This is a genomic window from Candidimonas humi, from assembly GCF_019166065.1.
In the GTDB taxonomy this organism is placed as follows: Bacteria; Pseudomonadota; Gammaproteobacteria; order Burkholderiales; family Burkholderiaceae_B; genus Candidimonas; species Candidimonas humi.
In genome coordinates this window covers 84,364-105,642 of the sequence record NZ_JAHTBN010000007.1, presented here as the reverse complement: position 1 = coordinate 105,642, position 21,279 = coordinate 84,364, and the positions used below count along the sequence as shown (strand labels likewise).

Below are 21,279 nucleotides of genomic sequence, written 5' to 3'. Positions count from 1 at the left end.
GAGAGTGAATTCAGAAGCCCGGAGATCAACGATGCGAATGTTTGTGAATACTGTAGTCATGCTGGGGGCGGCCCTTGCCTTCTCGGCGAGCGCCGCGGCGGGGGGATATCCCGATCGCGCGGTTACGATCGTCGTTCCGTATTCGGCCGGCGGCCTCACGGATCTTTATGGCCGCTTGATCGGAAAGTATCTCGGAACACTATGGGGCGTGCCCGTCATTGTCGAGAACAAAGGCGGGGCCGGCACGATGATAGGCACGCAGACCGCCGCACGGGCCAAGCCCGACGGCTACACGCTGCTGTTGACCAGCTACGCGTATACGTCCAATCCCATACTGCGCAGGCACTTGCCGTACTCCAAGGATGCGCTGCAGCCGGTCATGTTGGTGGGCAGGACTTCCAACATGCTCGTGGTTTCGGCGAAAACCAATTTACATACTTTGAATGACGTAATCGCCAAGGCAAAAAAATCCCCCGGCAATCTGCGGCTAGCCTCGTCCGGAAACGGGTCCAGCCCTCAAATCGCGGCGGAATTGTGGGCCAAGGCTGTCGGCGTCAAGATCACGCATGTGCCCTACAAGGGCACCAGCCCCGCCATGAACGACGTCTATGCCGGCCAGGTCGACGGCATTTTCGATGGCCTGTCTTCCATGCCGGCGGTCAAGTCCGGAATGCTGCGCGCCATAGCCATCGCCAGCGAAAAACGCCAGGCCGCCGCCCCGAACGTCCCGACTTTCAAGGAACTGGGGGTGAATCTCATATTCGGCAGCTGGTTCGGCTTCTTCGTGCCCCAGGGGACGCCCGACGCAATAGTCAAGAAGCTCAACGCCGATATGCGCCGTGCCGTGGACGACCCCGCCACGCGCGCCGCCCTGGAAAACACTCATCTTGTCATCGATACGGGCTCGCCCGCGAAATTCGCCCATTTCCTGAAATACGAATCGAGCCGCCTGCAGGACCTGGTGAATAGCGGCGCCGATATTGCGGTCGAGTGACCGCTGCCATGACCCGATATGTTTTTGCCTAGGACTCGCATGGAACCGAAAATGAACTACAAGCATCTCGATATAGAAATCGACGGCAAAGTCGCCGTCGTTTACCTGAACCGGCCTCCGGTCAACGCACAGAACGCGGAACTGCGCAGCGAGATTATCGAGGTGTTCGACGCCTTCAACGACGACGACAGTATCCGCTGCGTCGTCCTGGCCAGCAGGCTGAAGGTTTTTTCCGCCGGCGCCGACGTATCGGAACGCCCGGCCATAAAAGGCAAGGGTCCCGGCGCATACTGGCGCCATAACCGGCTGGTGCGCGAGGCATCGCTGGCCATAGCGGAATGCAATAAGCCGGTTATTGCGGCAGTGAACGGCCCGGCCCTCGGCGCGGGTTTCGGGCTGATGACCTCGTGCGACATCTGGGTGGCGTCCAACAACGCCTATGTCTCCATGCCCGAGATCAATGTCGGCCTTGCCGGCGGGACCGCGCTGCTGCAGCGCGTGTTCGGAAAGTCCCGGGCGCGCCGCATGTTCTTCACCGGCATGAAGGTATCCGCCGACGAGCTATACCGCCTCGGCCTGATCGAAGCCAGCCTGCCTCCCGACGAACTGATGCCCTACGTGATGGAGCTCGCGCAGGAAATCGCGCACAAGGCCCCGATCGCGCTGCGCTATGCCAAGGAGGCGGCGCAGGTTACTTCGTCGATGCCTCCGAGAGAAGGCTATCGCTTCGAGCAGAACATCACGGTGGCGCTGTCCGCGACCGACGATGCGGCCGAGGCGCAGCGCGCCTTTCTCGAGAAACGGGATCCGGTATATCGGGGACGTTGAAATGGGGCTGGACTTGAATCCTATGTTTTTATCGCTGCCCTCGGACGGCCGGGCCGAAAGCCGCGAGGACGCGGCGTTTCGGGAAGAGTTGCAGGAATTCGTGCGCAAGAATCGCCCGGACGACATCGAAGAGGCCGTGGCCAGCGGCAAGAAAATCACACGGCCCGTATACAGCCGTTGGCAGCAGATCCTTTACGCACACGGCTGGGCCGCGCCCAACTGGCCGAAGGAATATGGCGGCACCGGCTGGAGCCTGCGCCAGCGCATGATTTTCGAGGAGGTCATGGCCGACATGGACTGCCCGCCTCTATATCACCACGGCCTGGGCCATATCGGGCCCGTCATCATGCAATTCGGGAGCGAGGCGCAAAAGACGCAATTCCTGCCGCGCATACTGGACACGACGGATTGGTGGTGCCAGGGCTATTCAGAACCGGGCTCGGGCTCGGACCTCTCGTCACTGAGCACCCCGGCAGTACGGGACGGCGACGACTATGTCATCAACGGCCAGAAAATCTGGACCTCGCACGCCCATGAAGCCGATCACATCTATCTGCTTGCAAGGACCTCGCGCGGCGAGCGCAAGCAAGAGGGAATTTCGCTGTTTCTCATGGACATGGATATGCCGGGCATCAGCGTGCGGCCGATTCGCACTATCGACGGCTGGCATCATGTCAATGAAGTGTTCCTGGACAATGTCCGGGTTCCCGCCGCGCGCCTCGTGGGCGACGAGGGCAAAGGCTGGGCTTGCGCCAAGTATCTCCTGGAGCGCGAACGTCTGCCGCCGGCCAGCGTGTCGCAATTGATGCGCCAGTGGCGCCGGGTAGTGCGCCTGTTGGACGAGCAGCGCAAGAAGGCTTCTTTGCGCGACTATGCGGTGCTGGACAACGAAATGCTGACGCTTGCCGCGCGTATCAAGGGGGTACGGGAAATGCTGGCGCTGGGCATCGACGGGCTGATGCGCAAAGAGCCTCTGGGCGGCAAGCCTTCCGCCTTGAAGCTGGCATGCAGCGAAATCGCGCAGACGCTGACCCGCATATCCTTGAATGCGATAGGGCCGCTGGGCACCCAGCAGTTCGTGCGCGAGGACGAAACGCCGTCGTCTGCGGGACTGTGGGTGCAGAACTATTTGTTTGGCCGATCGAAGTCGATTGCCGGGGGAACCACAGAGGTTCAGTTGAACGTGATCGCCCGTTTGCTGTTCGGAGATTGAGTATGTCTTTTGTCGTCAAAGCTTTGTTCCCTGGAATGCTGTTCGACAGCGCGACGCGCTGGGCCAGGGACGCCGCCGGCCGCTATCCGGAGGCGGCTTCTACCCAAGTGATAGGCGAGCTTGGGTGGAACGCGGTTCTCGTCCCCGAGTCTGCGGGGGGAGCGGGAGGAAGTTTCTCGGATTTCGCCTCCATCGTCGAAGGCCTGGCTACGCATGCCGTGGCCTTGCCGGTCGTAACCCGCTGCGGCGTCGTGCCGACCATGCTGGATGCGCTGGCCGATGGGGATGCGGCCCGGAGCCTGCTCGCGGCCGTCGCGGATGGCTCGGCCATCATAGAGCTGGGGGGATCTCTGAACGGCCAGCCGGAAGAGCCCTTGCTCGCCCGCGAGCAAGCCGGGAAATGGGAACTTTCGGGATGCATCCCGAACATCGCGCTGACCGAAGAATGTACGCATGCCCTGTTGGTGGCGCGCAACGCCGGGGACGGCAGCCCCATGGTTTTCATCGCTCGCCGGCAAGAGCTGGATGGCGAGGCCGCGGCCTATACATCCATGGACGAACGCGGCGTTTGCGCTTATCGGATGGAGTCCATGTCGCTGCCCGCGTCGGCCATGCTGGCGTTCGGCGCGGAGGCGGCGCGGGCCATCGAGGCAGGCTGGCGCCTCGCGGTCTGCGCCACGGCGGCGGACACGGTATGCGCCATGGGCAGTGCGCTCGAACACACCATAGCCTACCTGCGGGAACGGCATCAATTCGGCCAGTCCCTGTCGCGTTTCCAGGTCTTGCGCCATGATGTCGCGCGGCTTTATATCATCTACGAGTTGGCGCGCGGCCTGTTGCAGGCGTCGCTCGATACGATGCAGGCTCCGCTCGACAGCCGGCAGGCCAAGGCGGCCTTCGACTTGCTCGGGCTGTTTACGGGACAGGAGGCGATCCGGTTTGCCGAAATGGTCATTCAGCTGCATGGCGGGATGGGCATGACCAAAGAGCTTCCGGCCGCGCGGCTGGCCACACGGATGCTGGCCAATGCCCTGCGGTTCGACGACCCGCTGAGCCATCTTTATTGTTTGCACGACTTTCGCACCAAGACACGGCCATGAGCGCAAAAGATCATCCTCTCTTACCATTCTTCGATCCGCAGTCGGTTGCCGTCATCGGGGCTTCCTCGGATGCGGACAAGCTGGGGGGCCGGGTCATCCGGTTCATGTTGAAAGCCGGGTACCGCGGAAAGATATTTCCGATAAACCGCAAGGCCGGGAACGTCCAGGGGCTGCGCTGCTACGCCAGCCTTGCCGACGTGCCCCAGCAGGTCGACCAGGCCGTCATCATCGTTCCGGCCTCCGCCGCGCAAGAGGCCTTGCAAGCCTGCATCGATCACGGCATCAAGCATGTCCAGATACTGAGCTCCGGCTTTGCCGAAGAAGACGACATCGGCCGGCAGCGCCAGGAAACACTGGCGCGCATGGCGCGCGAGCACGGCGTCCGGCTCATCGGGCCGAACTGCCTGGGCATAGTCAGCGTCCCGAACCGTTACTTCGCGACTTTTTCCACGGCGCTGGAGGCATTGTCGCCCCAGCCCGGCGGAATAAGCTTCGCTACGCAAAGCGGGGCCTTCGGTTCCTGCGCCTATGCCCAGGCGATACAGCGGGGCCTGGGCATTGCGCGCATAGTCGCGACCGGCAACGAGGCGGATGTCGATGTGGCGCAGTGCATAGATTTCCTGGCTTCCGACCCGGAAACCCGCGTCATATGCGGGGCCATCGAGGGATGCCGCAGCGGCGATGTCCTGCGGCGGGCGCTGCTGCGCGCGTCGGCGGCGGGCAAGGCGGTCGTCCTGATGAAGGTCGGGACCTCGTCGCGGGGCCAGCTCGCCGCGGCCACGCATACCGGGGCCATCGCCGGCAACGATAGGGTCTTCGACACGGTTGTGCGGGAGTGCGGCGCCTGGCGCGCCCGCACCATAGAAGAGATGCTGGACATTGCCTACCTGTGCACCCAATTGCCCGCGCCCCGCAATTCCAGCGCCGGAATCCTGACGGTTTCGGGCGGCATAGGTGTGTTGATGACCGATGACGCCGAACGGCATGGCATTGCCATCCCCGGCATCCCGGCGCCCCTGCAAGACCAGGTGCACGACCTCGTGCCCTTCGCCATCGGCGACAACCCGCTGGACACCACCGCGCAGATCAGCGCCATCCCGGGCGGCATCGCCGGCCTGGCCCGATTGATGCTGGCGCAGACCGAATGGTCCACCCTATGCATCTACCTGGCCCAGATTCCTTGCGACGAGCGGCGCTTCCCGCCTTTGCTGGAAGACCTCGGCAAGCTCAGGGCGGAATATCCAGATCGGCTGATCGTGCTGGTGGGCCCGCACAGCGAACGGATGCGTGTCGCGCTCGAAGAACAAGGCATGGTGATTTTTTCCGACCCCGGCCGGGCCATCGCCGCGCTGGGGGCCGCCTGCGCCATGGCCGAAAGACGCAATTGCCTGCATGACACGCTGCGCGACAAGGACACGGTGCGCGGCATTCGGCAGGCTTCGGGCCGTGCCTTGCCCGCACTTCCGGATGCGCCCCTGGACGAATTCCAGGCGAAGCAGATCCTGGCCCGGTACGGCCTTCCGGTGCTTGCCGAACGTCTATGCACGTGCGCCGAAGATGCCGTGCTCGCCGCGCAGGAAATAGGATTCCCGGTGGTGGCCAAGATCGTTTCACCGGAGATCCGGCACAAGACCGAAATCGGCGGCGTCATGCTGAATCTGGCCGACGCCGGTGCGGTGCGGGAAGCCTACGCCACCTTGCAGGCCCGGGCTCGTGCGCATGACGAGAAGGCGACACTCTCCGGGGTGCTGATCTCGCCCATGATCGAGCCGGGCACCGAAACCATATTGGGCGTACACATGGATCCCTTGTTCGGGCCGATGATAATGTTCGGCATGGGGGGCATCTCGGTGGAGCTTTTCGAAGATGTGGCTTTCGCTTCCGCCCCCTTGACGGAGCGGCGCGCGTATCAATTGATCGAATCGATAAAAGGATACAAACTGCTCAAGGGCTGGCGGGGCCAGCCGGCACTCGACACAGGCTTGCTCGTGAAGGCGCTGATCGGGCTGTCCGAATTGGCGTGCGACTGGCGCGAAGCGCTCGTCAGCATTGACGTAAACCCGTTTGTGCTCAAGCACGATACGGCGGTGTGCCTGGATGCCTTGATCGTGACCAGGAAACCGCCGGCAGCGCTTGCGTCTCGAGATACCGCGTGCATGGCCACCTCGTCTTGTTGACGCTCGCCGCAAGCCTATTTGTTTCCGGAATCTCGAGGCTTGGCGGCATTGGAGGCGCCCGCCTGGAAACGCCTGCGTTGGCGCAGGACTGCCTCCACGACGGCATCGGCATCCATGCCGAAGGTTTTCATCAAATAAGGCGTCGTGCCGCCATACGCGAACGTGTCGCGCAGGCCCACTCGCTCGAAGTTCACGCAGACGCCTTCCTCGGCCAGTAATTCGGCCACGGCCGTCCCCAGTCCGCCGATGATGGAGTGGTTCTCGACAGTGACCACTACGGGAGTTGCCTTGGCCAGGGCGAGAACCTTTGCGCTCATGGGCTTGAGCGTGGTGACGGCGGCCACTCCGACCTCGATGCCTTGTGCGGCCAACTGTTCCGCTGCCTGTTGTGCGATGGGCACCATGAGCCCGCAAGCCAGGAGCAGGCCGTCGCCGCCTTGACGTATTTCCGTAATCCCGTCGACCGGCTCGGGATATGTCGAAGCAGTGTTCCCCCCCGATTTGCGGGCCAGCCGCAGATAGACCGGCCCTTCGTAGGCGAGCGCTTCCCGAACGGCATGGGCGACCTGGCCCGGAGCCGGCTCCAGCACGCGCATGCGCGGCAGTGCCCGCATCAACGCAATGTCGTCGATGGCCTGGTGGCTCACGCCCAGCAGGGTGTCGATTCCCGGGATGAATCCGACGATCTTGGCGTTGAGACCCGGGTAGGCCAATTGCATGGCGATCTGATCGTAGCTGCGGCGCGTGGCGAAGACACTGAATGTATGGATGAAGGGAATATGGCCGCAACGCGCCATGCCGCCTGCCATGCCTGCCATATTGGCTTCGGAGATGCCGACCTGGTAGAAGCGTTCGGGCATTGCGTCGCGCATCAGGTCGGTTTCGGTCGGGCCTGTCAGATCGGCGGTCAGGGCGACGATGCGCGCGTCGTCGCGTGCGGCGGCCAGCAAGGCTTCTCCATAATGGCGCGGCGCGGCCTGTTGGCCGGAGCGGTCCGTGAAGTCCTGTACCGCAAGATGGTCGTTGGGCATGATCAGGCCTCCTGCATATCGAGTTCGTCGAGCGCCCTGGCTGCAATGTCAGCCGGAAGCCTGAGGTTGTGGCCGAGTATTCCTTCCAGAGTCGGAGCGCCCTTGCCGGCCAGTGTGCGGGCGATGATGCAATGGGGCTGGCCGCGCTCGTCCCGGGCCCGGCGCAAGGCGGCCTGGATCGCGGCAATATCATTGCCGTCTATATCCTGGGTGCGCCAGCCGAAGGCTTCCCACTTGGCGGCCAGTGGCTCGTTGGCCTGGACCTGGTCGACATGGCCCTCGACCTGCATATCGTTGGCGTCGATGACCAGGCATAGGTTGTCGAGGCGCCAGTTGCCGGCGGCCATGGCGGCTTCCCATACCTGGCCTTCCTGCAGCTCGCCGTCGCCCAGCACCACATATACCCGGCCTGGCCTGCCGGCGCGGCCGAGGGCGGCGGCCATGCCGGCTCCGACGGACAGGCCTTGTCCCAGCGAACCGCAGGTCGCCTCGATCATCGGACCCAGGCGCTCGGAGGCGTTGATCTCCAGCGGCGAGCCGTCCTCGCAATAAGTATCCAGCAGGGCCAGGTCTATGAGTCCGCGCGCAGCCAGCGTGGCATAGAAGATGGCGGTGTTGTGCGCGGTCGACAGGATGAACCGGTCCCGGTCTTCCCACGCGGGCTCCTGTGGTTTCAGGTTCAGCTCGGAAAAATAGAGCGTGGTGAAGATGTCGGCGGCTCCCAAGCCCTGTTGCACATAGCCCTGGCCAGTGCGCGCGACCATGCGGACGACCTGTTTGCGCAAGTACCGGGCTATGTCCGCCAGCACGGCGGGATCGCGGGTGGCGGGGAAGGGCGCGCGCGGGGGTTGGGAGGCATGAGGCATGAGGTCTTTCCTTTTGCGGACGAGCCCGGATACGGTTACAGGGCGGCTACTTTGGAAAACGCGTGATCCGTAACCTGCAGCGCCAGGTCTATGTCGCGTTCGCTGTGCGCGAGGCTCAGGAACATGTTGTGGCGATGATGCAGATATACGCCTTGCTTCAGGGCTTCTGCGGCGAACAGGGAGCCTTTGGCGAAATCGGCATCCTGTTCGAACATGACCGAGGGTAGTTGCACCGGGCCCGTTTGCTTGAGCGGCAACCCGTACTTGTCCGCCTGACGTTGCAGCCCGAGGCGCAGGCGCAGCCCCATGTTCTCGAAATGTTCTACGGCATTGCTGCGTTCCAGCACGTCCAGGGTGGCCAGGGCCGCCGCCATCGCCACGCCGCCCATCCAGAACGATCCCGTGATGTAGATCTGCTGCGCCGCCCTGCGATAGCGGTCGTTGCCGGTGACTGCAGCGAGCGCATAGCCGTTGGCGATGGCCTTGCTCCAGGCGGCGAGGTCGGGCCGCACGCCCAGGCCTTCCCAACTGCCCGAAAGGGACAGGCGCATGCCGGCACGCACTTCGTCGAGCACGAGCGCGGCGCCGCGGGCATCGCACAATTCGCGCGCCTTGCGCGCGAAGGCCGGGTCGGGCAGTTCTTGCGGCACGCCCAGGTCGTGGCGGAAGGCCGACACCAATATTGCCGCAAGGTCGTCGCCGGCCTGCCGGGCGGCTTGTTCGAGACTGGCGACGTCATTGAAGGCGAAGTAGATCAGGTGGGCGCGGTCTTCGGCAGTGACGCCCGCGACTGACGGGCTGCACCACGGAGCCGCCCCGTGGTATGCCCCCTTGGCCAAAAGAATCTTGCGCTTGCCTGTGCCGGCGCGGGCAATGGTCAGGGCTGTGGTGGTGGCGTCGGTGCCGTTTTTCTGGAACATGGCCCAGTCCGCATGGGGCAACATTCCGACCAGGCGCTCGGCAAGTTCTACCAGGCGGCCTGTGGGGCCGTTCATGCAATCGCCCAGCGATGCCTGCCGGCGGGCCGCCTCTTCGATGCCGGGATGCTTGTGGCCGGCAATGACGGGCCCCCAACTGCACATGAAATCGATGTATTCGCGGCCGTTCACGTCCCAGACCCGGCAGCCTTGGGCCCGCTCGAAGAACTGGGGATAGCCTGGCGGAAGCGCCTTGGCGTTCAGGTGACCGTACATGCCCCCTGGGATGACTCGCTCGGCCCGGCTCCGGAGGTTCGTGTCCATGAGCTCGTTGTCGTTGTCGATCTGTCTACTTGCCGCCGTCTGCGTCGCAGTCATTTCCGGGTCCAGTGAAGGAACGAGAGAGGGTGATCAGCCTGGTATTGCCAATTTATTTGTACATCGCTTGATACATGATATATGATGTATTTGAACACTGTAAAGCATGGAACGCCGGCTGGCGCCAATCATGTGGCGGGTGGGCGACTGGCAGGGTGCCGCACGCGGGCCGCAGTTACGCGGCGGGGCTTCTGCGTATTGACTTGGTGGAGGATTTCTTGACCGGCTGGGGCGCCTGTTCGTCGATGGTCTGCAGGTAGGCGATGAACTTGTCGCCTCCTTCTATCAGGTCTTGCTCGACCGCGGTGCGCAGCGCAGCGGCGTCTTGCGCTTCCAGGGCGTCTATGACTTTGGTGTGCTGATGGTCGCCCTTGTAGGTGGGATGGCCGTAAGGGTAGAGGTAAGTCAGCAGCGGGCCCGCCTGGATCCACAGGCGCTCCAGGATTTCCGTCAACTGCGGCATGCCGGAGCGCCGGTACAGCGAGAAGTGGAAGTCGAAATTGGATTGCAGTGCCTGGGGATAGTCTTTTTCTTCCTCGGCACGGATCAGCTGTGTGTGGATGCGCCGCAATTCGGCGATGAAGTTTGCATCGACGTGCGGCAAGGCTTCGATGGCGGCTATAGGTTCGAGTATCAGGCGCAGGCGCCGGATCTCCATGTATTCGGCCAGGCTGAGATGGCGAGTCAGGAAGTAATAGCCTGTCTTCATCTCGATGGCGCCGTCGTTGGTCAGCAGCAGCAGCGCTTCGCGCACCGGGGTTTCGCTGACGCCCAATTGCGCGGCCAGTTCGCGGATCTTGATCCGTTCGCCGGGCTGGAAACGGCCGGACATGAGTTTGTCGCGCAGGCTGCGGTACACCTGGCGGGTCAGGCTGGAACGGACGATAGACGTGTTTTCTGCGGTCATCTTGCGTTGATTGTCTCTGTTTCTGTCGTTGTTGTTTTGTTCAATTGTAGAAAACACTGTCGACTAAGTAGAACTACTGATATCAGCCGGCGCGAAAAGAACAGAATATATTATATATCGTGTTGCAAATTTGCCGGCGAGGCTGGCGAGGAATAAGGGGGCTCGATGCCGTTGTCCGCGGAAATTCTCCGAGACCAGTGGGGCATACCGTACATCCGCGCCGCGGATACGGACGCCGTGTTCTATGCCAATGGCTATGTTCACGCGCAGGACAGGCTGTGGCAGATGGACGCGGCTCGACGGCGCGCCGTGGGACGCTATGCGGAGTGGGTCGGCCGTGAAGGCCTGGCGGCCGACATGCTGGCGCGCCGCCTGGGCGTGGCGCAGGCATCGCTGCGCGACTACGAACACTTGTCTGCCGAGACCCGGCGCATGCTCGAATGCTATGCGCGCGGCGTGAACGACGCCATGGAACAACTGCCGCTGCCGGTCGAATATGGTTTGCTCGGCGAACGGCCGCAGCCCTGGGAGCCTTGGCACTGCGTGGCCGTGATGCGCCAGCGCGGGCTGCTCATGGGCTCGATATGGTTCAAGCTGTGGCGGGCCGCGGCCATCCGGCGCATAGGGCCGCAGGCAGTCGGGTTGCTGCGCTACGAGGACGGCGGCACCGAGCGCTTCGTCGTGCCGCAGACCGACAGTGAATCCCGCCGGTGGATTGCCGGCCTGGAAGCGCTCGCGCCGTCCATCGAGGCCGTGCTGGGCATGGCGGCGAGCGACGCGACGGTCGCGGGCTCGAACAACTGGGCCGTGTCGGGGGCGCATACCGCCAGCGGCCGGCCGCTGGTGGCCGGCGATCCGCATCGCGCATTCGAGATCCCCTCCATGTACTCGCAACTGCACCTGAGCTGCGATGAGTTCGACGCGCTGGGTTTTTCGGTGCCCGGCGTGCCGGCCTTTCCGCACTTTTGCCACACCGAGCACGTGGCCTGGTGCGTCACGCACGCATTTGCCGACATCCACGACCTGTACCTGGAACGTTTCGATCCTGGCGATCCGCTGTGCTATGCCACCGAAAACGGCACGGAACGCGCCCAGGTGCGCAGCGAAACCATACACGTGCGCGGCGGCCAAGACGTCACCATACAGGCCGTGCAGACCCGGCACGGGCCGGTCATTACCGACGCCGCGCAGACCAGCTTCGGCGTTGCGCTGCGCTCGGTGCAACTGGATCCGGTGGACCGGTCCCTGGATTGCCTGCTGCCCATGCTGCGCGCGCGTGGCGTGGAGGAATTCAACGAGCGCTGCCGTCCCTGGGGCGTCATCGACCATAGTGTCGTGTCGGCCGACACGCAGGGCCGCATCAGCGTGAATGTGCGCGCCATCGTGCCCGAGCGCGATCGGGCCAACGGCTGGCTGCCGGTGCCGGGCTGGACCGGCGAACATGAATGGCGGGGCTATATTCCCTGGGAAAGAATGCCGCGCCTGGTCGATCCACCGTCGGGCCGGCTGGTCACGGCCAACAATCGTATCGTGCCGGACGGGCAGGGCGACTACTTGTGCACCGATTGCCATCCGTCCACGCGCGCGCGCCGCATCGACGAGCGGCTCGGGGGCATCGATCGTGCCGGCGTGGCGGATATGCGGGCCGTGTTGGCCGACACGAGCAGCGCGCGCGCGGTCGAAATCGCAGCGCGTATCGCTATGGTGCATGTCGACGATGCGGCTGCGCAGCGCCTGCTGGACATGCTTGCGCAGTGGGACGGCAATATGGATCCGGGGGCGCAGGCGCCTTCCGCCTACTATCTCGTGCGGCAGGAAATGACGCGGATTCTGGCGCGCCGTTCGGGCCTGGATGCGGCGGCGGACGACATCTACGCAAGCATGGCCGCGCCCGGCGTCGTCCCCGTCAACCAGCTCTGGTGGACATTGCCGGACCTGCTGCGCCGCGACGATACCAGCCTGCTGGCGGGAGCGACTTGGGACGAGGTCATACGGGAAGCGCTGCTCGAAGTGGCCGGCGACGAGACGATCGCGCCATGGGGCGAACTGCATCGCCCCGTGTTCGCCCATCCGCTGGCGTCCGTGTTTCCGGAACAGGCCAGCCGGCTTGCGCCCGCATCGCAGCCTGTAGGGGGCGATGGCGATTGCGTAAGCGCGCACGGAGCCTATCCGTCAGGCGGCCCGGCGGCGACCTACGGCCCGGTGGCGCGCTATGTTTTCGATGTCGGCGACTGGGACAACAGCCGCTGGGTGGTGTTTCACGGCGCCTCCGGCGTTCCCGGTAGCGCGCATTACGGCGACCAGAACGCCCTGTGGGCGAAATGCGAGCTGGCGCCTGCGCCGTTCTCGCGGGCGGCGGTCGACGCGGCCGCCGTGTCGCGGCAGGAGATTTCACAGACCGTCCGGAATGCTTGATCGATGCACGGCGCGGGTATCTTGCCAGATGCTTGCGCTGCGTTTTCAACCGGCAGGGCCATGCCTCGCAGCGGGGCATGGACTATCCACTGAAGATTGAAGGGGAGCACAATGTTTGCAGATTCCAGACTGGAGCGGTTCGGAGGGGCCGTCGTCCTGGGCGCGGCGCTACTCGGGGGGCTGGCAGGGGCGAGCGCCGCGACGGCACAGAGCGATGCGCCCAAGCGAGGTGGAACGCTGGTCTATGCCAGCCTGTCCGGGCCGGGCACGCTCGACCCGCAAGTGGCGGCCAGCATGGTGGATCTGGAGGTCATCCACCATCTATACGAAGGCCTGGTCACCATAGACGGGAAATACGACACCAAGCCGCTGCTGGCCAAGGAAATCAAGACCAGCGACGACGGCAAGACCTATACGTTCATCCTGCGCCATGGGGTGAAGTTCCACAACGGCAAGACCATGACTTCGGCGGATGTGAAGGCGACCTTCGAGCGCTACGCCCGGGTCAGCCCGAACCGCTCCGCATTGGGCGATGTACAGGGCTACGACACGCCCGATCCGTACACGTTCGTCATCAAGCTCAAGAAGCTGAATGCAGCCTTCCTGGACATGCTGAAGACGCCGGTCTATCCCTTCGTGATCCTGCCTGCGGAAGAAAAGGACAAGCCGGCCCGCGGCATCGACATCATCGGCACGGGGCCGTTCAAGCTGGGCCAGTGGGTGAAGGACAGCCATCTGGTATTGCAGCGTTTCGACGGCTATGCGGCCGATGACCGCGAGCCGGGGCCCGATGGCTTCGCCGGCCGGCGCACCGTATATGTGGACGCCGTGCGCTTCAATTTCGTGCCCGAGGCCAATGCGCGGCTGGCTGCCATGCAGACGGGCGAAGCGGACTTCACCTCGTCGATTCCCCAGGAACTCGTGGCGCGCATCAAGGGGCAGAAGCAGTTGCATGAAGTCACGGTCTATCCGTACTGCCAGCAATACTTCATCGTGAATACGCAGCAATCGCCCACGGACAAGGTGCAGGTGCGCCAGGCCATCCGCAGCGCGGTGCATGTGGAAGACCTCATGAAGGTGATCGGCGCCAGCCGCAAGAACCATTCCATGGTCTATCCGGACGGCGCGTATTACGGCGGCAAGCTCACCGACGGCCGCTACGACGAAAACAACCCCGCCAAGTCCAAGGAACTGCTCAAGCAGGCGGGCTACGCCGGCCAGCCCATAGTCCTGCAGACCAACAACAACTATGACTACATGCGCGATGCGATCCTGGTGCTCTCCGAACAGTTGAAGGCGGCCGGCATGAAGGTGAAGATCGACATGACGGACTGGACCACCAATGCCTCCAACCTGCAGACCGGCAAGGGCAACTGGAATGTCTCGACCACGAGCTTCTGCTCCAATCCGATACTCGGGCCGCAGCAGTGGCAGACGATGATCTACAACTTTCCCCACGTCAAGGGCGATCAGGTCCTGGACGGCGCCTACGAGAAGTTCTATTCCTCGCCGGACTTCAAGGATCGCAAGGACGCCTGGCTCACCATCGAGCAGCGTGTGCTGGACCAGGCCTACATGATCAAGGTTGCCGACCGGGGCAATGTGCAGATCATAAACACGAAGAAGGTGGGCGGCTTCCAGCCCTACTACATGAACCACTTCTGGAATGTCTGGCTCAAATAAGGGCCGCAGCGGCATAGCGTCATGAGCAATAGCGTTTCCTTCCGCATCGCCCAGGCCATACCGGTCATGCTGCTGGTGGCGGTACTCACGTTCTTCCTGATGCATCTGCTGCCGGGAGACCCGGCAGTGATCATCGCCGGCGACCAGGCGAGCGCGGATGCGATCCAGGCCATACGTCACAACCTGGGCCTGGATCGCCCCTTGCTCGAACAGCTCTGGCTCTGGATCTCGCATCTGCTGCGCGGCAATTTCGGGCAGTCGCTGATTCTGAACCAGCCGGTGCTGTCGGCGGTGGCCGAGCGCCTGCCCGTCACCTTGTCGCTGACGGCGGTGGCCTTCGTCATCACTATTCCGGTGGGGATAGGCCTGGGAGTGATTGCCGCCTATTGGCGTGATTCTTGGTTCGATTCCGCGGTCATGGGTTTTGCCCTGCTGGGCGTGTCGGTGCCGAATTTCTGGATTGCCACATTATCTGTGGTGCTGTTCAGCGTGCATCTGGGCTGGCTGCCGTCGGCCGGCTATGTGCCGCTGGCGGAAGGCTTCTGGCACTGGCTGGCAGCGCTGATCCAGCCGGCGGTGGTGCTGGCACTGTTCCAGATCGGGTTCCTGGCGCGCATGACGCGCTCGGAAATGCTGGAGATCCTGGACCAGGACTACGTGCGCACAGCCCGCGCCAAGGGCGTGTCGGAATTCACCACCGTCGGCAAGCATGCATTTCGCAACACGCTGATGTCGGTGGTGACGGTGGGGGGATACATACTCAGCCTGCTCATAGGGGGTTCGGTAGTTGTGGAACAGGTGTTCGCCCTGCCCGGCATAGGCCGCCTGCTGGTGCAGGCCATCATGGCGCGCGACTATCCGACCGTGCAAGGCACCATGCTGCTGCTGGGCTTTGCTTTCGTCCTGGTCAATGTGCTGCTCGATATCGTGTATACATTCGTGGATCCGAGGGTGCGCTATGACTGAAATCGCCATCGACCGCGGGCCTGGCGCGGCAGAGCCGGCAGCCCCTGCCGCCGCGCGGCCGTCGGTGCTGCGGCGGCTCTGGCGCCATCGCTCGTTTCGCATCGGCGCGATCATCCTGCTGCTGCTCGTCGCGGGCGCGGTGTGCGCGCCCTTCATTACTTCCGGCGACCCCATGGCCATGCACATCGTCGACCGCTTCCACCGGCCGTCGCTGGCGTATCCGTTCGGGGCCGATATGTATGGGCGCGACGTCTTCACGCGCGTGCTCTACGGCGCCCGCCTCTCGCTCTGGATAGGCCTGGTGGTGGCGGTGCTTGCCGCCATAGGCGGCTCGCTCGTGGGCATGGTCTCGGGCTACTTCACATGGCTGGATTCGCTGCTGATGCGTGTCATGGACGCGCTGCATGCTTTCCCGGCCATCCTGCTGGCCATAGGCATCAACGCGGCGCTGGGGCCGCAGATCCACAGCGTCATCATCGCGCTGGCCTTCGCCTATGTGCCGCGCACCGCCCGCATCGTGCGCGCGGCCGTGCTGGTGATCCGGCGGCTCGATTACGTGGATGCCGCCAGGATCAGCGGGGCCGGTTCGTGGCGCATCATTACGCGGCACATCCTGCCCAATACACTGGCGCCGCTGCTCGTCACCCTGACCTTCATCTTCGCCTATGCGATCCTGGCCGAGGCGACGCTGAGCTTCCTGGGCATCGGCCCGCCGCCGCCTCTGCCGAGCTGGGGAAACATTATTTCCGAAGGCCGCGATTACGCGGTCGAAGCCTGGTGGATCATGCTCTTCCCGGGCCTGGCCATCAGCCTGGCCACGCTGGGCATCAACCTGCTCGGCGACGGCTTGCGCGACGTGCTGGATCCCCGGCTGAAAGTGGAGGGCTCCTGATGAGCATGCCTCTGTTGGAGGTGGACAACCTCAGCGTCGATTTCCGGGGCGACTCCGGCTGGGTGCGCGCCATCAGCAATGTCAGCTTTTCGTTGGAAGCCAACCGGTCGCTGGGCATCGTGGGCGAATCGGGCAGCGGCAAGAGCGTGTGCGCGCTCTCCATCCTGCGCTTGCACAGCCGGCGCAATTCGCGCATGCCGCAGTCGGCCATCCGTTTCGATGGCCAGGATTTGCTGGCGATGCCGGAGCGGCAGCTGAGGCATGTGCGCGGCGGCGACATCGCCATGATCTTCCAGGATCCGATGACTTCCCTGAACCCGGTGCTTACGATTGCCGACCAGATCGGCGAGACCTTGCGCATCCACCAGGGGCTGGACAAGACAGCGGCCCGCCGGCGCACCGCCGAACTGCTAGACATGGTGCGCATCCCGGATGCCAGGCGGCGCCTGGACGAATATCCGCACAGGCTGTCGGGCGGCATGCGCCAGCGCGTGATGATCGCCATGGCCATCGCCTGCAGGCCCAGGCTGCTGATTGCGGACGAGCCCACCACCGCGCTGGATGTGACCATCCAGGCCCAGATCATGCAACTGCTGCGCGAGCTGCAGGAGGAAATCGGCATGTCCGTGATCCTGATTTCCCACGACCTGGGGCTGGTCGCCGAATTCGTCGAGCGCGTCATTGTCATGTACGCAGGACAGACCGTGGAGGATGCCGACGCGCGACTGTTGTTCGAGCAACCGCTGCACCCCTATACCGAAGGCCTGCTCAAGGCTATTCCCGACTTGGACGGCGACAGCGAGCGCCTGGCCGCGATTCCCGGAAGCATCCCTGCGCCGGGCGCCTGGCCCGAGGGCTGCCGCTTCGGCCGTCGCTGCGCATACGCCGAGCCTGGCTGTTTCGAGCAGGCCATACCGCTCGCAACCCTGGCGCGGGGCCGGCAGTTGCGCTGTCCGCCCCGCGCCGCCGCACTGGATACCGCCTCATGAGCCGTGAATCCATAGTCGAAGTCCGCGGCATGACCCGCGATTTCAAGCTGGGCCGTGGAGGCAAGGGACGCCATTCGCTGCGCGCGGTCGATCGGGTCAGCTTCGACATCGGCCGTGGCGAAACGATAGGCCTGGTGGGGGAATCCGGATCCGGCAAGTCGACGATCGGCCGCATGATGGTCGGCTTGCTAGAGCCGTCCGAGGGCGACATCCTGCTGTTCGGCAAATCCATCACCGGGACGCAGGCGCGCTCCAATCTCGCCGCGGTGCGCCACCGGCTCCAGTTCGTGTTCCAGGACCCTTATTCATCGCTGAATCCGCGCATGCGGGTGGGCGATGCCGTGGCCGAGCCGCTGGACATAGCTGGCGGGATATCGCGCAAGCAGCGGCAGGACCGCATTACCGAATTGTTCGAAATGGTGGGCCTGCCGCCGTCCTTCGCCTCGCGCTTCCCGCACGAATTCTCCGGCGGGCAGCGCCAGCGCATCGTCATCGCCCGGGCGCTGGCTCTCAACCCCGATTTCATCGTCTGCGACGAGGCAGTTTCTTCGCTGGACGTGTCCATGCAGGCGCAGATCGTGAACCTGCTCATGGATCTGCAACAGAAACTGGGCCTGAGCTATTTGTTCATCGCCCACGACCTGGCCGTGGTCAAGACTATCTCGAGCCGGGTGGCGGTGCTATATGCCGGCCGCGTGGTTGAAATGGGTGAAAAGAGGCGGCTATACGCCATGCCCCGCCATCCCTATACGCAGGCGCTGCTCAAGGCCGTGCCGCGTCCGGTGGTGGGGCATACGAGCCCGCCGCCCATCAAAGGCGAGCTGCTGAGCCTGCTCGACAGGCCCGCCGGCTGCAGCCTGAGTCCGCGGTGTCCCTATGTCGCCGATCGCTGCCGCCGGGAAGAGCCGGAACTTCGAGAGGTCGAGCCCGGCTGGCAGGTCGCCTGCCATTTCCATGAGGCGATACGGTCGTCTGCCTCGCAGGCGCCATAGCTGCGCCAGCAGTAAACGGCAATGTCCATCGGGCCCCGTCCGTCCGGGGTATGTGCCCCGGGATCCCGGATGGCGGCAGGCCTTTGAATCCCTGAAGAAAGGAACAGTCAAGCGATGTCAGCCCCCACCATGGCGCGCCCCGAATTCGGCGCCTTGAACCAACAGGCACGCCAATCCGGCGTCATGCATCCCGATGCAGGCCTGCATTTGTCGCACTGGTACGAAGCCCCGCGCGAAGATCCTGCGCTGCCTGAAATCTACGTCTACACCGATGCCATGTCCTATGCGCCGGGCGACGAAGTGGCCTTCCATGCCTCTTGCACCGCTGCGCGCTGGACGCTCGAGGTCTGGCGCGATGGTGCCCGGCCCCAGTGCGTATACAAGGCCGACGACGTCGCAGGGCGTTTTACGCCTATGCCGAAGCAGGCCTACCGCGACGGCTGCGACTGGCCGGTGGCCTTGCGCTGGCGCCTGCCGGAGGATGCCGCCTCCGGCTTCTATCGCGTCGCCTCGTGGTGCGCCAGGGCGGACGGCTCCCGGTTCCTGCAGCACCATTTCTTCGTGGTGCGGCCTCGCACGGCAACTGCATCATCCGGGAAAAAATTTCTGTTCCTCATTTCCACCGCTACCTGGACCGCCTACAACGACTGGGGCGGCGCCAATGCGTATGACGGCATCGACGGCGCCGACGGCAAGCAGTTCTCGCCCGTGCTGAGCAACCAGCGGCCCTGGACCCGTGGCCTGGTCTGGCTGCCTCCGGGGGCGCCCCGCCTTTGCGACCCGTTGCCGCGAGGCCCCTGGGAGGCGCCGCGCTACCCCACCAAAGAATGGGCCTATACCAATGGCTATGCCCAGTATTACGCCTCGGCCGGCTGGGCCCAGTTCGAACGTCATTTTGCGGTATGGGCCGAACGCCAGGGTTACGAATTCGATTGCATCACCCAGACCGACCTGCACTACAGGCCGCAGATACTGGAGCGCTACGATACGGTGGTCATTGCAGGGCACGACGAGTATTGGACCCGCCAGATGCGCGAAACCATCGAGCAGTTCGTCGAGCGCGGCGGCTCCGTGGCGCGCTTTGGCGGCAATTTCATGTGGCAGATCCGCCTCGAGGACGAAGGCCGGCGGCAGGTCTGCTACAAGGCTCGGGCCAAGGACGAAGACCCGGTGGCGGGCGGCCCCGATCGCGCACTGTTGACCGGCGCCTGGGAAGAGCTGGCCGTCAACTGGCCGGGCGCCACCACCTTCGGCGTCAATGGCATGCGCGGCGTGTACTCGTCCTGGGGAGGCTTTGCGCCGCGGGCCAGCCGCGGCTTCACCATCTATCGTCCGCGCCATTGGGCTTTCGAGGGCCTGGACGCGCACTACGGCGACCTGCTTGGCGCCGAGGCGGGAATTTTCGCCTATGAGGTCGATGGCCTGGAATACACCTTTCGCCACGGCTTGCCATACCCTACGCATGAAGACGGCGCGCCCCAAAGCCTGGAGATCCTGGCCATGGCGCCGGCCCTCTATGGCGAGGAAATGCACGACGGCGAGGGGTTCCGCTATTACCTCAAGGACGGAGGCCTGGCGCGCAAGGCCATGGCCCTCAGTGGCGACGACAGCCCCGAATCCATCGCCCGCCACCAATATGGCTCCGGCATGATAGTTTCCATGACCAAAGGCCGCGGCGAAGTCTTCACCGCCGGCAGTTGCGAGTGGGTGATGGGTTTGGCGCGCGGCTGTTATTACACTCAGGGCGTGACACGCAATGTGCTGGGGAGGTTCCTGGCTAAAGCGAAATGAGCCAAGCGTGAGCAGGAAGATCAGGCCGACTCGCGCCGTATCAATTGGAAGCCGATGTCCACGCGCGACTGCTCGCGGCTGCCGCCGTGCAGGCGCTTGAGGATTGCCTGGGCGGCGCTCGTGCCCAGGGCCGGGCGGTCTACGCGTATCGTGGTCAGGGCGGGTTCGAGATAGGCGGCGAAATCCTGGTCGCCGAAGCCAAGGACGGCGATTTGATCCGGCACGCTGAGTTTGCGCTTCTGCGCTTCGATCAGGATGCCTTGCGCCATCAGATCGGAACTGCAGGCGATCAGCCCGGACGTGAAGCCGTGCTCGTCGATCAGGCGGGCAAGGCCGGCGCGGCCGTGCGCGACGCTGGCCGAATCGCTGAAACTGACATTGCCCACGCAGGTGCCGCCGCGCGCGGAATACCGGTCGACGAAAGAGTCGCGGCGCCGCAGGGCGCGCTCGTCGCCTGCGCTGACGGTGCCCGCATATTTGTATCCGGCTTCCAGGGCGAAGTCGGCCATGGCCCAGCCTACCTCGCGATGGTGGAAGCCCACGCAGATATCTATCGGCGCGTCGGTCAGGTCCCATACTTCGACCACGGGGATGTCCGCGCCGATGAGCATTTGCCTGGCCCTGGCGGTGTGATGAATGCCGGTAAGATAGAAAGCGTCGGGCCGGCGCGACAAGTGGGCGGCGATCAGCTTTTCTTCGGTTTCGGCCTGGAAGCCGCATTCGGACAGCAGGAGCTCGTAGCCGTTGTCGCGCATCAGGTCGCTGAAGGACTGCATCATCGAGGCGTAGACGCTGCTGGTCAGCGAGGGCACCAGCGCCGAGATGAGCTTCGAGCGGCGCGATGCCAGGGCGCCGGCCACGGCGTTCGGCACGAAACCAGTGATGTCGATGGCGTCCTGTATTCTTTGCATGGTCGCCGGCGACACTTTGGATGGATCGGACAGGGCGCGCGACACCGTCACTTGGCTGACGCCGGCCAATCTGCCGACCGTTGCCATGGTGACTCGCCCGCTGGGACGTCCTCCTGCGGTTCTCGTGCGCAGGTTCAAAGACTTGTTCATCGACGTTCGTGCCTTGTGGTGAAGGCCTGGCGGCTGGCGGCGATGGGCGGTTTATTGGTACAAACCTTCGCCTGGCCTG

General features: G+C 64.0%; 17 protein-coding genes. 12 read left to right on the top strand and 5 right to left on the bottom strand.

Annotated elements, in window-relative coordinates; translation table 11 throughout:
- The first annotated feature begins 37 nt into the window (after positions 1–37).
- The 5 genes from KVP10_RS15745 to KVP10_RS15725 are packed head-to-tail and all read left to right on the top strand — an operon-like array spanning position 38 to position 6,312.
- The gene (locus KVP10_RS15745) at positions 38–994 is read left to right on the top strand and encodes a tripartite tricarboxylate transporter substrate binding protein (protein ID WP_217965568.1); all 957 of its coding nucleotides are present in this window, start codon (positions 38–40) and stop codon (positions 992–994) included.
- Between the two features lie 51 nt (positions 995–1,045).
- Positions 1,046–1,822 carry an enoyl-CoA hydratase/isomerase family protein gene (locus KVP10_RS15740; protein WP_217965567.1) on the top strand — a complete coding sequence of 259 codons (777 nt, stop codon included), beginning with the start codon at positions 1,046–1,048 and terminating at the stop codon, positions 1,820–1,822.
- A 22-nt stretch (positions 1,823–1,844) separates the two neighbouring features.
- On the top strand, positions 1,845–3,035 hold the full coding sequence (locus KVP10_RS15735; protein WP_217965566.1) for an acyl-CoA dehydrogenase family protein: 1,191 nt from the start codon (positions 1,845–1,847) through the stop codon (positions 3,033–3,035).
- Positions 3,036–3,037: 2 nt separating this feature from the next.
- Complete coding sequence (locus KVP10_RS15730) at positions 3,038–4,135, top strand: acyl-CoA dehydrogenase family protein (protein ID WP_217965565.1); 1,098 nt, start codon at positions 3,038–3,040, stop codon at positions 4,133–4,135.
- Positions 4,132–6,312, top strand: a complete 2,181-nt coding sequence (locus tag KVP10_RS15725; RefSeq protein WP_217965564.1) for an acetate--CoA ligase family protein — start codon at positions 4,132–4,134, stop codon at positions 6,310–6,312. Before KVP10_RS15730 ends, KVP10_RS15725 begins: the two co-directional genes overlap by 4 nt.
- A 14-nt stretch (positions 6,313–6,326) precedes the next feature.
- Here KVP10_RS15725 and KVP10_RS15720 read toward each other — a convergent pair whose 3' ends face one another.
- The 4 genes from KVP10_RS15720 to KVP10_RS15705 all read right to left on the bottom strand — a co-directional run bounded on the left by KVP10_RS15720 (position 6,327) and on the right by KVP10_RS15705 (position 10,411).
- On the bottom strand, positions 6,327–7,343 hold the full coding sequence (locus tag KVP10_RS15720; protein WP_217965563.1) for a transketolase family protein: 1,017 nt from the start codon (positions 7,341–7,343) through the stop codon (positions 6,327–6,329).
- Between the two features lie 2 nt (positions 7,344–7,345).
- Complete coding sequence (locus KVP10_RS15715; protein ID WP_217965562.1) at positions 7,346–8,209, bottom strand: transketolase; 864 nt, start codon at positions 8,207–8,209, stop codon at positions 7,346–7,348.
- A gap of 35 nt (positions 8,210–8,244) precedes the next feature.
- Positions 8,245–9,504, bottom strand: a complete 1,260-nt coding sequence (locus tag KVP10_RS15710; protein ID WP_217965561.1) for an aminotransferase class III-fold pyridoxal phosphate-dependent enzyme — start codon at positions 9,502–9,504, stop codon at positions 8,245–8,247.
- 175 nt (positions 9,505–9,679) lie between these two features.
- Positions 9,680–10,411 carry a GntR family transcriptional regulator gene (locus tag KVP10_RS15705; protein ID WP_217965560.1) on the bottom strand — a complete coding sequence of 244 codons (732 nt, stop codon included), beginning with the start codon at positions 10,409–10,411 and terminating at the stop codon, positions 9,680–9,682.
- Between the two features lie 165 nt (positions 10,412–10,576).
- Between KVP10_RS15705 and KVP10_RS15700 the strand changes: the two genes are divergently transcribed.
- The 7 genes from KVP10_RS15700 (at position 10,577) to KVP10_RS15670 (ending at position 20,139) form a co-directional block, all read left to right on the top strand.
- Entirely contained in the window at positions 10,577–12,826 is a 2,250-nt protein-coding gene (locus tag KVP10_RS15700) for a penicillin acylase family protein (RefSeq protein ID WP_217965559.1), read from the top strand.
- A gap of 111 nt (positions 12,827–12,937) precedes the next feature.
- Complete coding sequence (locus tag KVP10_RS15695) at positions 12,938–14,509, top strand: ABC transporter substrate-binding protein (protein ID WP_217965558.1); 1,572 nt, start codon at positions 12,938–12,940, stop codon at positions 14,507–14,509.
- Between the two features lie 21 nt (positions 14,510–14,530).
- On the top strand, positions 14,531–15,475 hold the full coding sequence (locus KVP10_RS15690) for an ABC transporter permease (protein ID WP_217965557.1): 945 nt from the start codon (positions 14,531–14,533) through the stop codon (positions 15,473–15,475).
- Positions 15,468–16,367: an ABC transporter permease gene (locus KVP10_RS15685; RefSeq protein ID WP_217965556.1), complete on the top strand. Its 900-nt coding sequence runs from the start codon at positions 15,468–15,470 to the stop codon at positions 16,365–16,367. Before KVP10_RS15690 ends, KVP10_RS15685 begins: the two co-directional genes overlap by 8 nt.
- Positions 16,367–17,356: an ABC transporter ATP-binding protein gene (locus tag KVP10_RS15680; RefSeq protein ID WP_217965555.1), complete on the top strand. Its 990-nt coding sequence runs from the start codon at positions 16,367–16,369 to the stop codon at positions 17,354–17,356. Before KVP10_RS15685 ends, KVP10_RS15680 begins: the two co-directional genes overlap by 1 nt.
- Complete coding sequence (locus KVP10_RS15675) at positions 17,353–18,348, top strand: ABC transporter ATP-binding protein (RefSeq protein WP_217965554.1); 996 nt, start codon at positions 17,353–17,355, stop codon at positions 18,346–18,348. Before KVP10_RS15680 ends, KVP10_RS15675 begins: the two co-directional genes overlap by 4 nt.
- A gap of 114 nt (positions 18,349–18,462) precedes the next feature.
- On the top strand, positions 18,463–20,139 hold the full coding sequence (locus tag KVP10_RS15670) for a N,N-dimethylformamidase beta subunit family domain-containing protein (RefSeq protein WP_217965553.1): 1,677 nt from the start codon (positions 18,463–18,465) through the stop codon (positions 20,137–20,139).
- 20 nt (positions 20,140–20,159) lie between these two features.
- On the opposite strand, the gene KVP10_RS15665 is transcribed toward KVP10_RS15670, so the two are convergent.
- Positions 20,160–21,200: a LacI family DNA-binding transcriptional regulator gene (locus tag KVP10_RS15665; RefSeq protein WP_217965552.1), complete on the bottom strand. Its 1,041-nt coding sequence runs from the start codon at positions 21,198–21,200 to the stop codon at positions 20,160–20,162.
- Between the last annotated feature and the right edge of the window lie 79 nt (positions 21,201–21,279).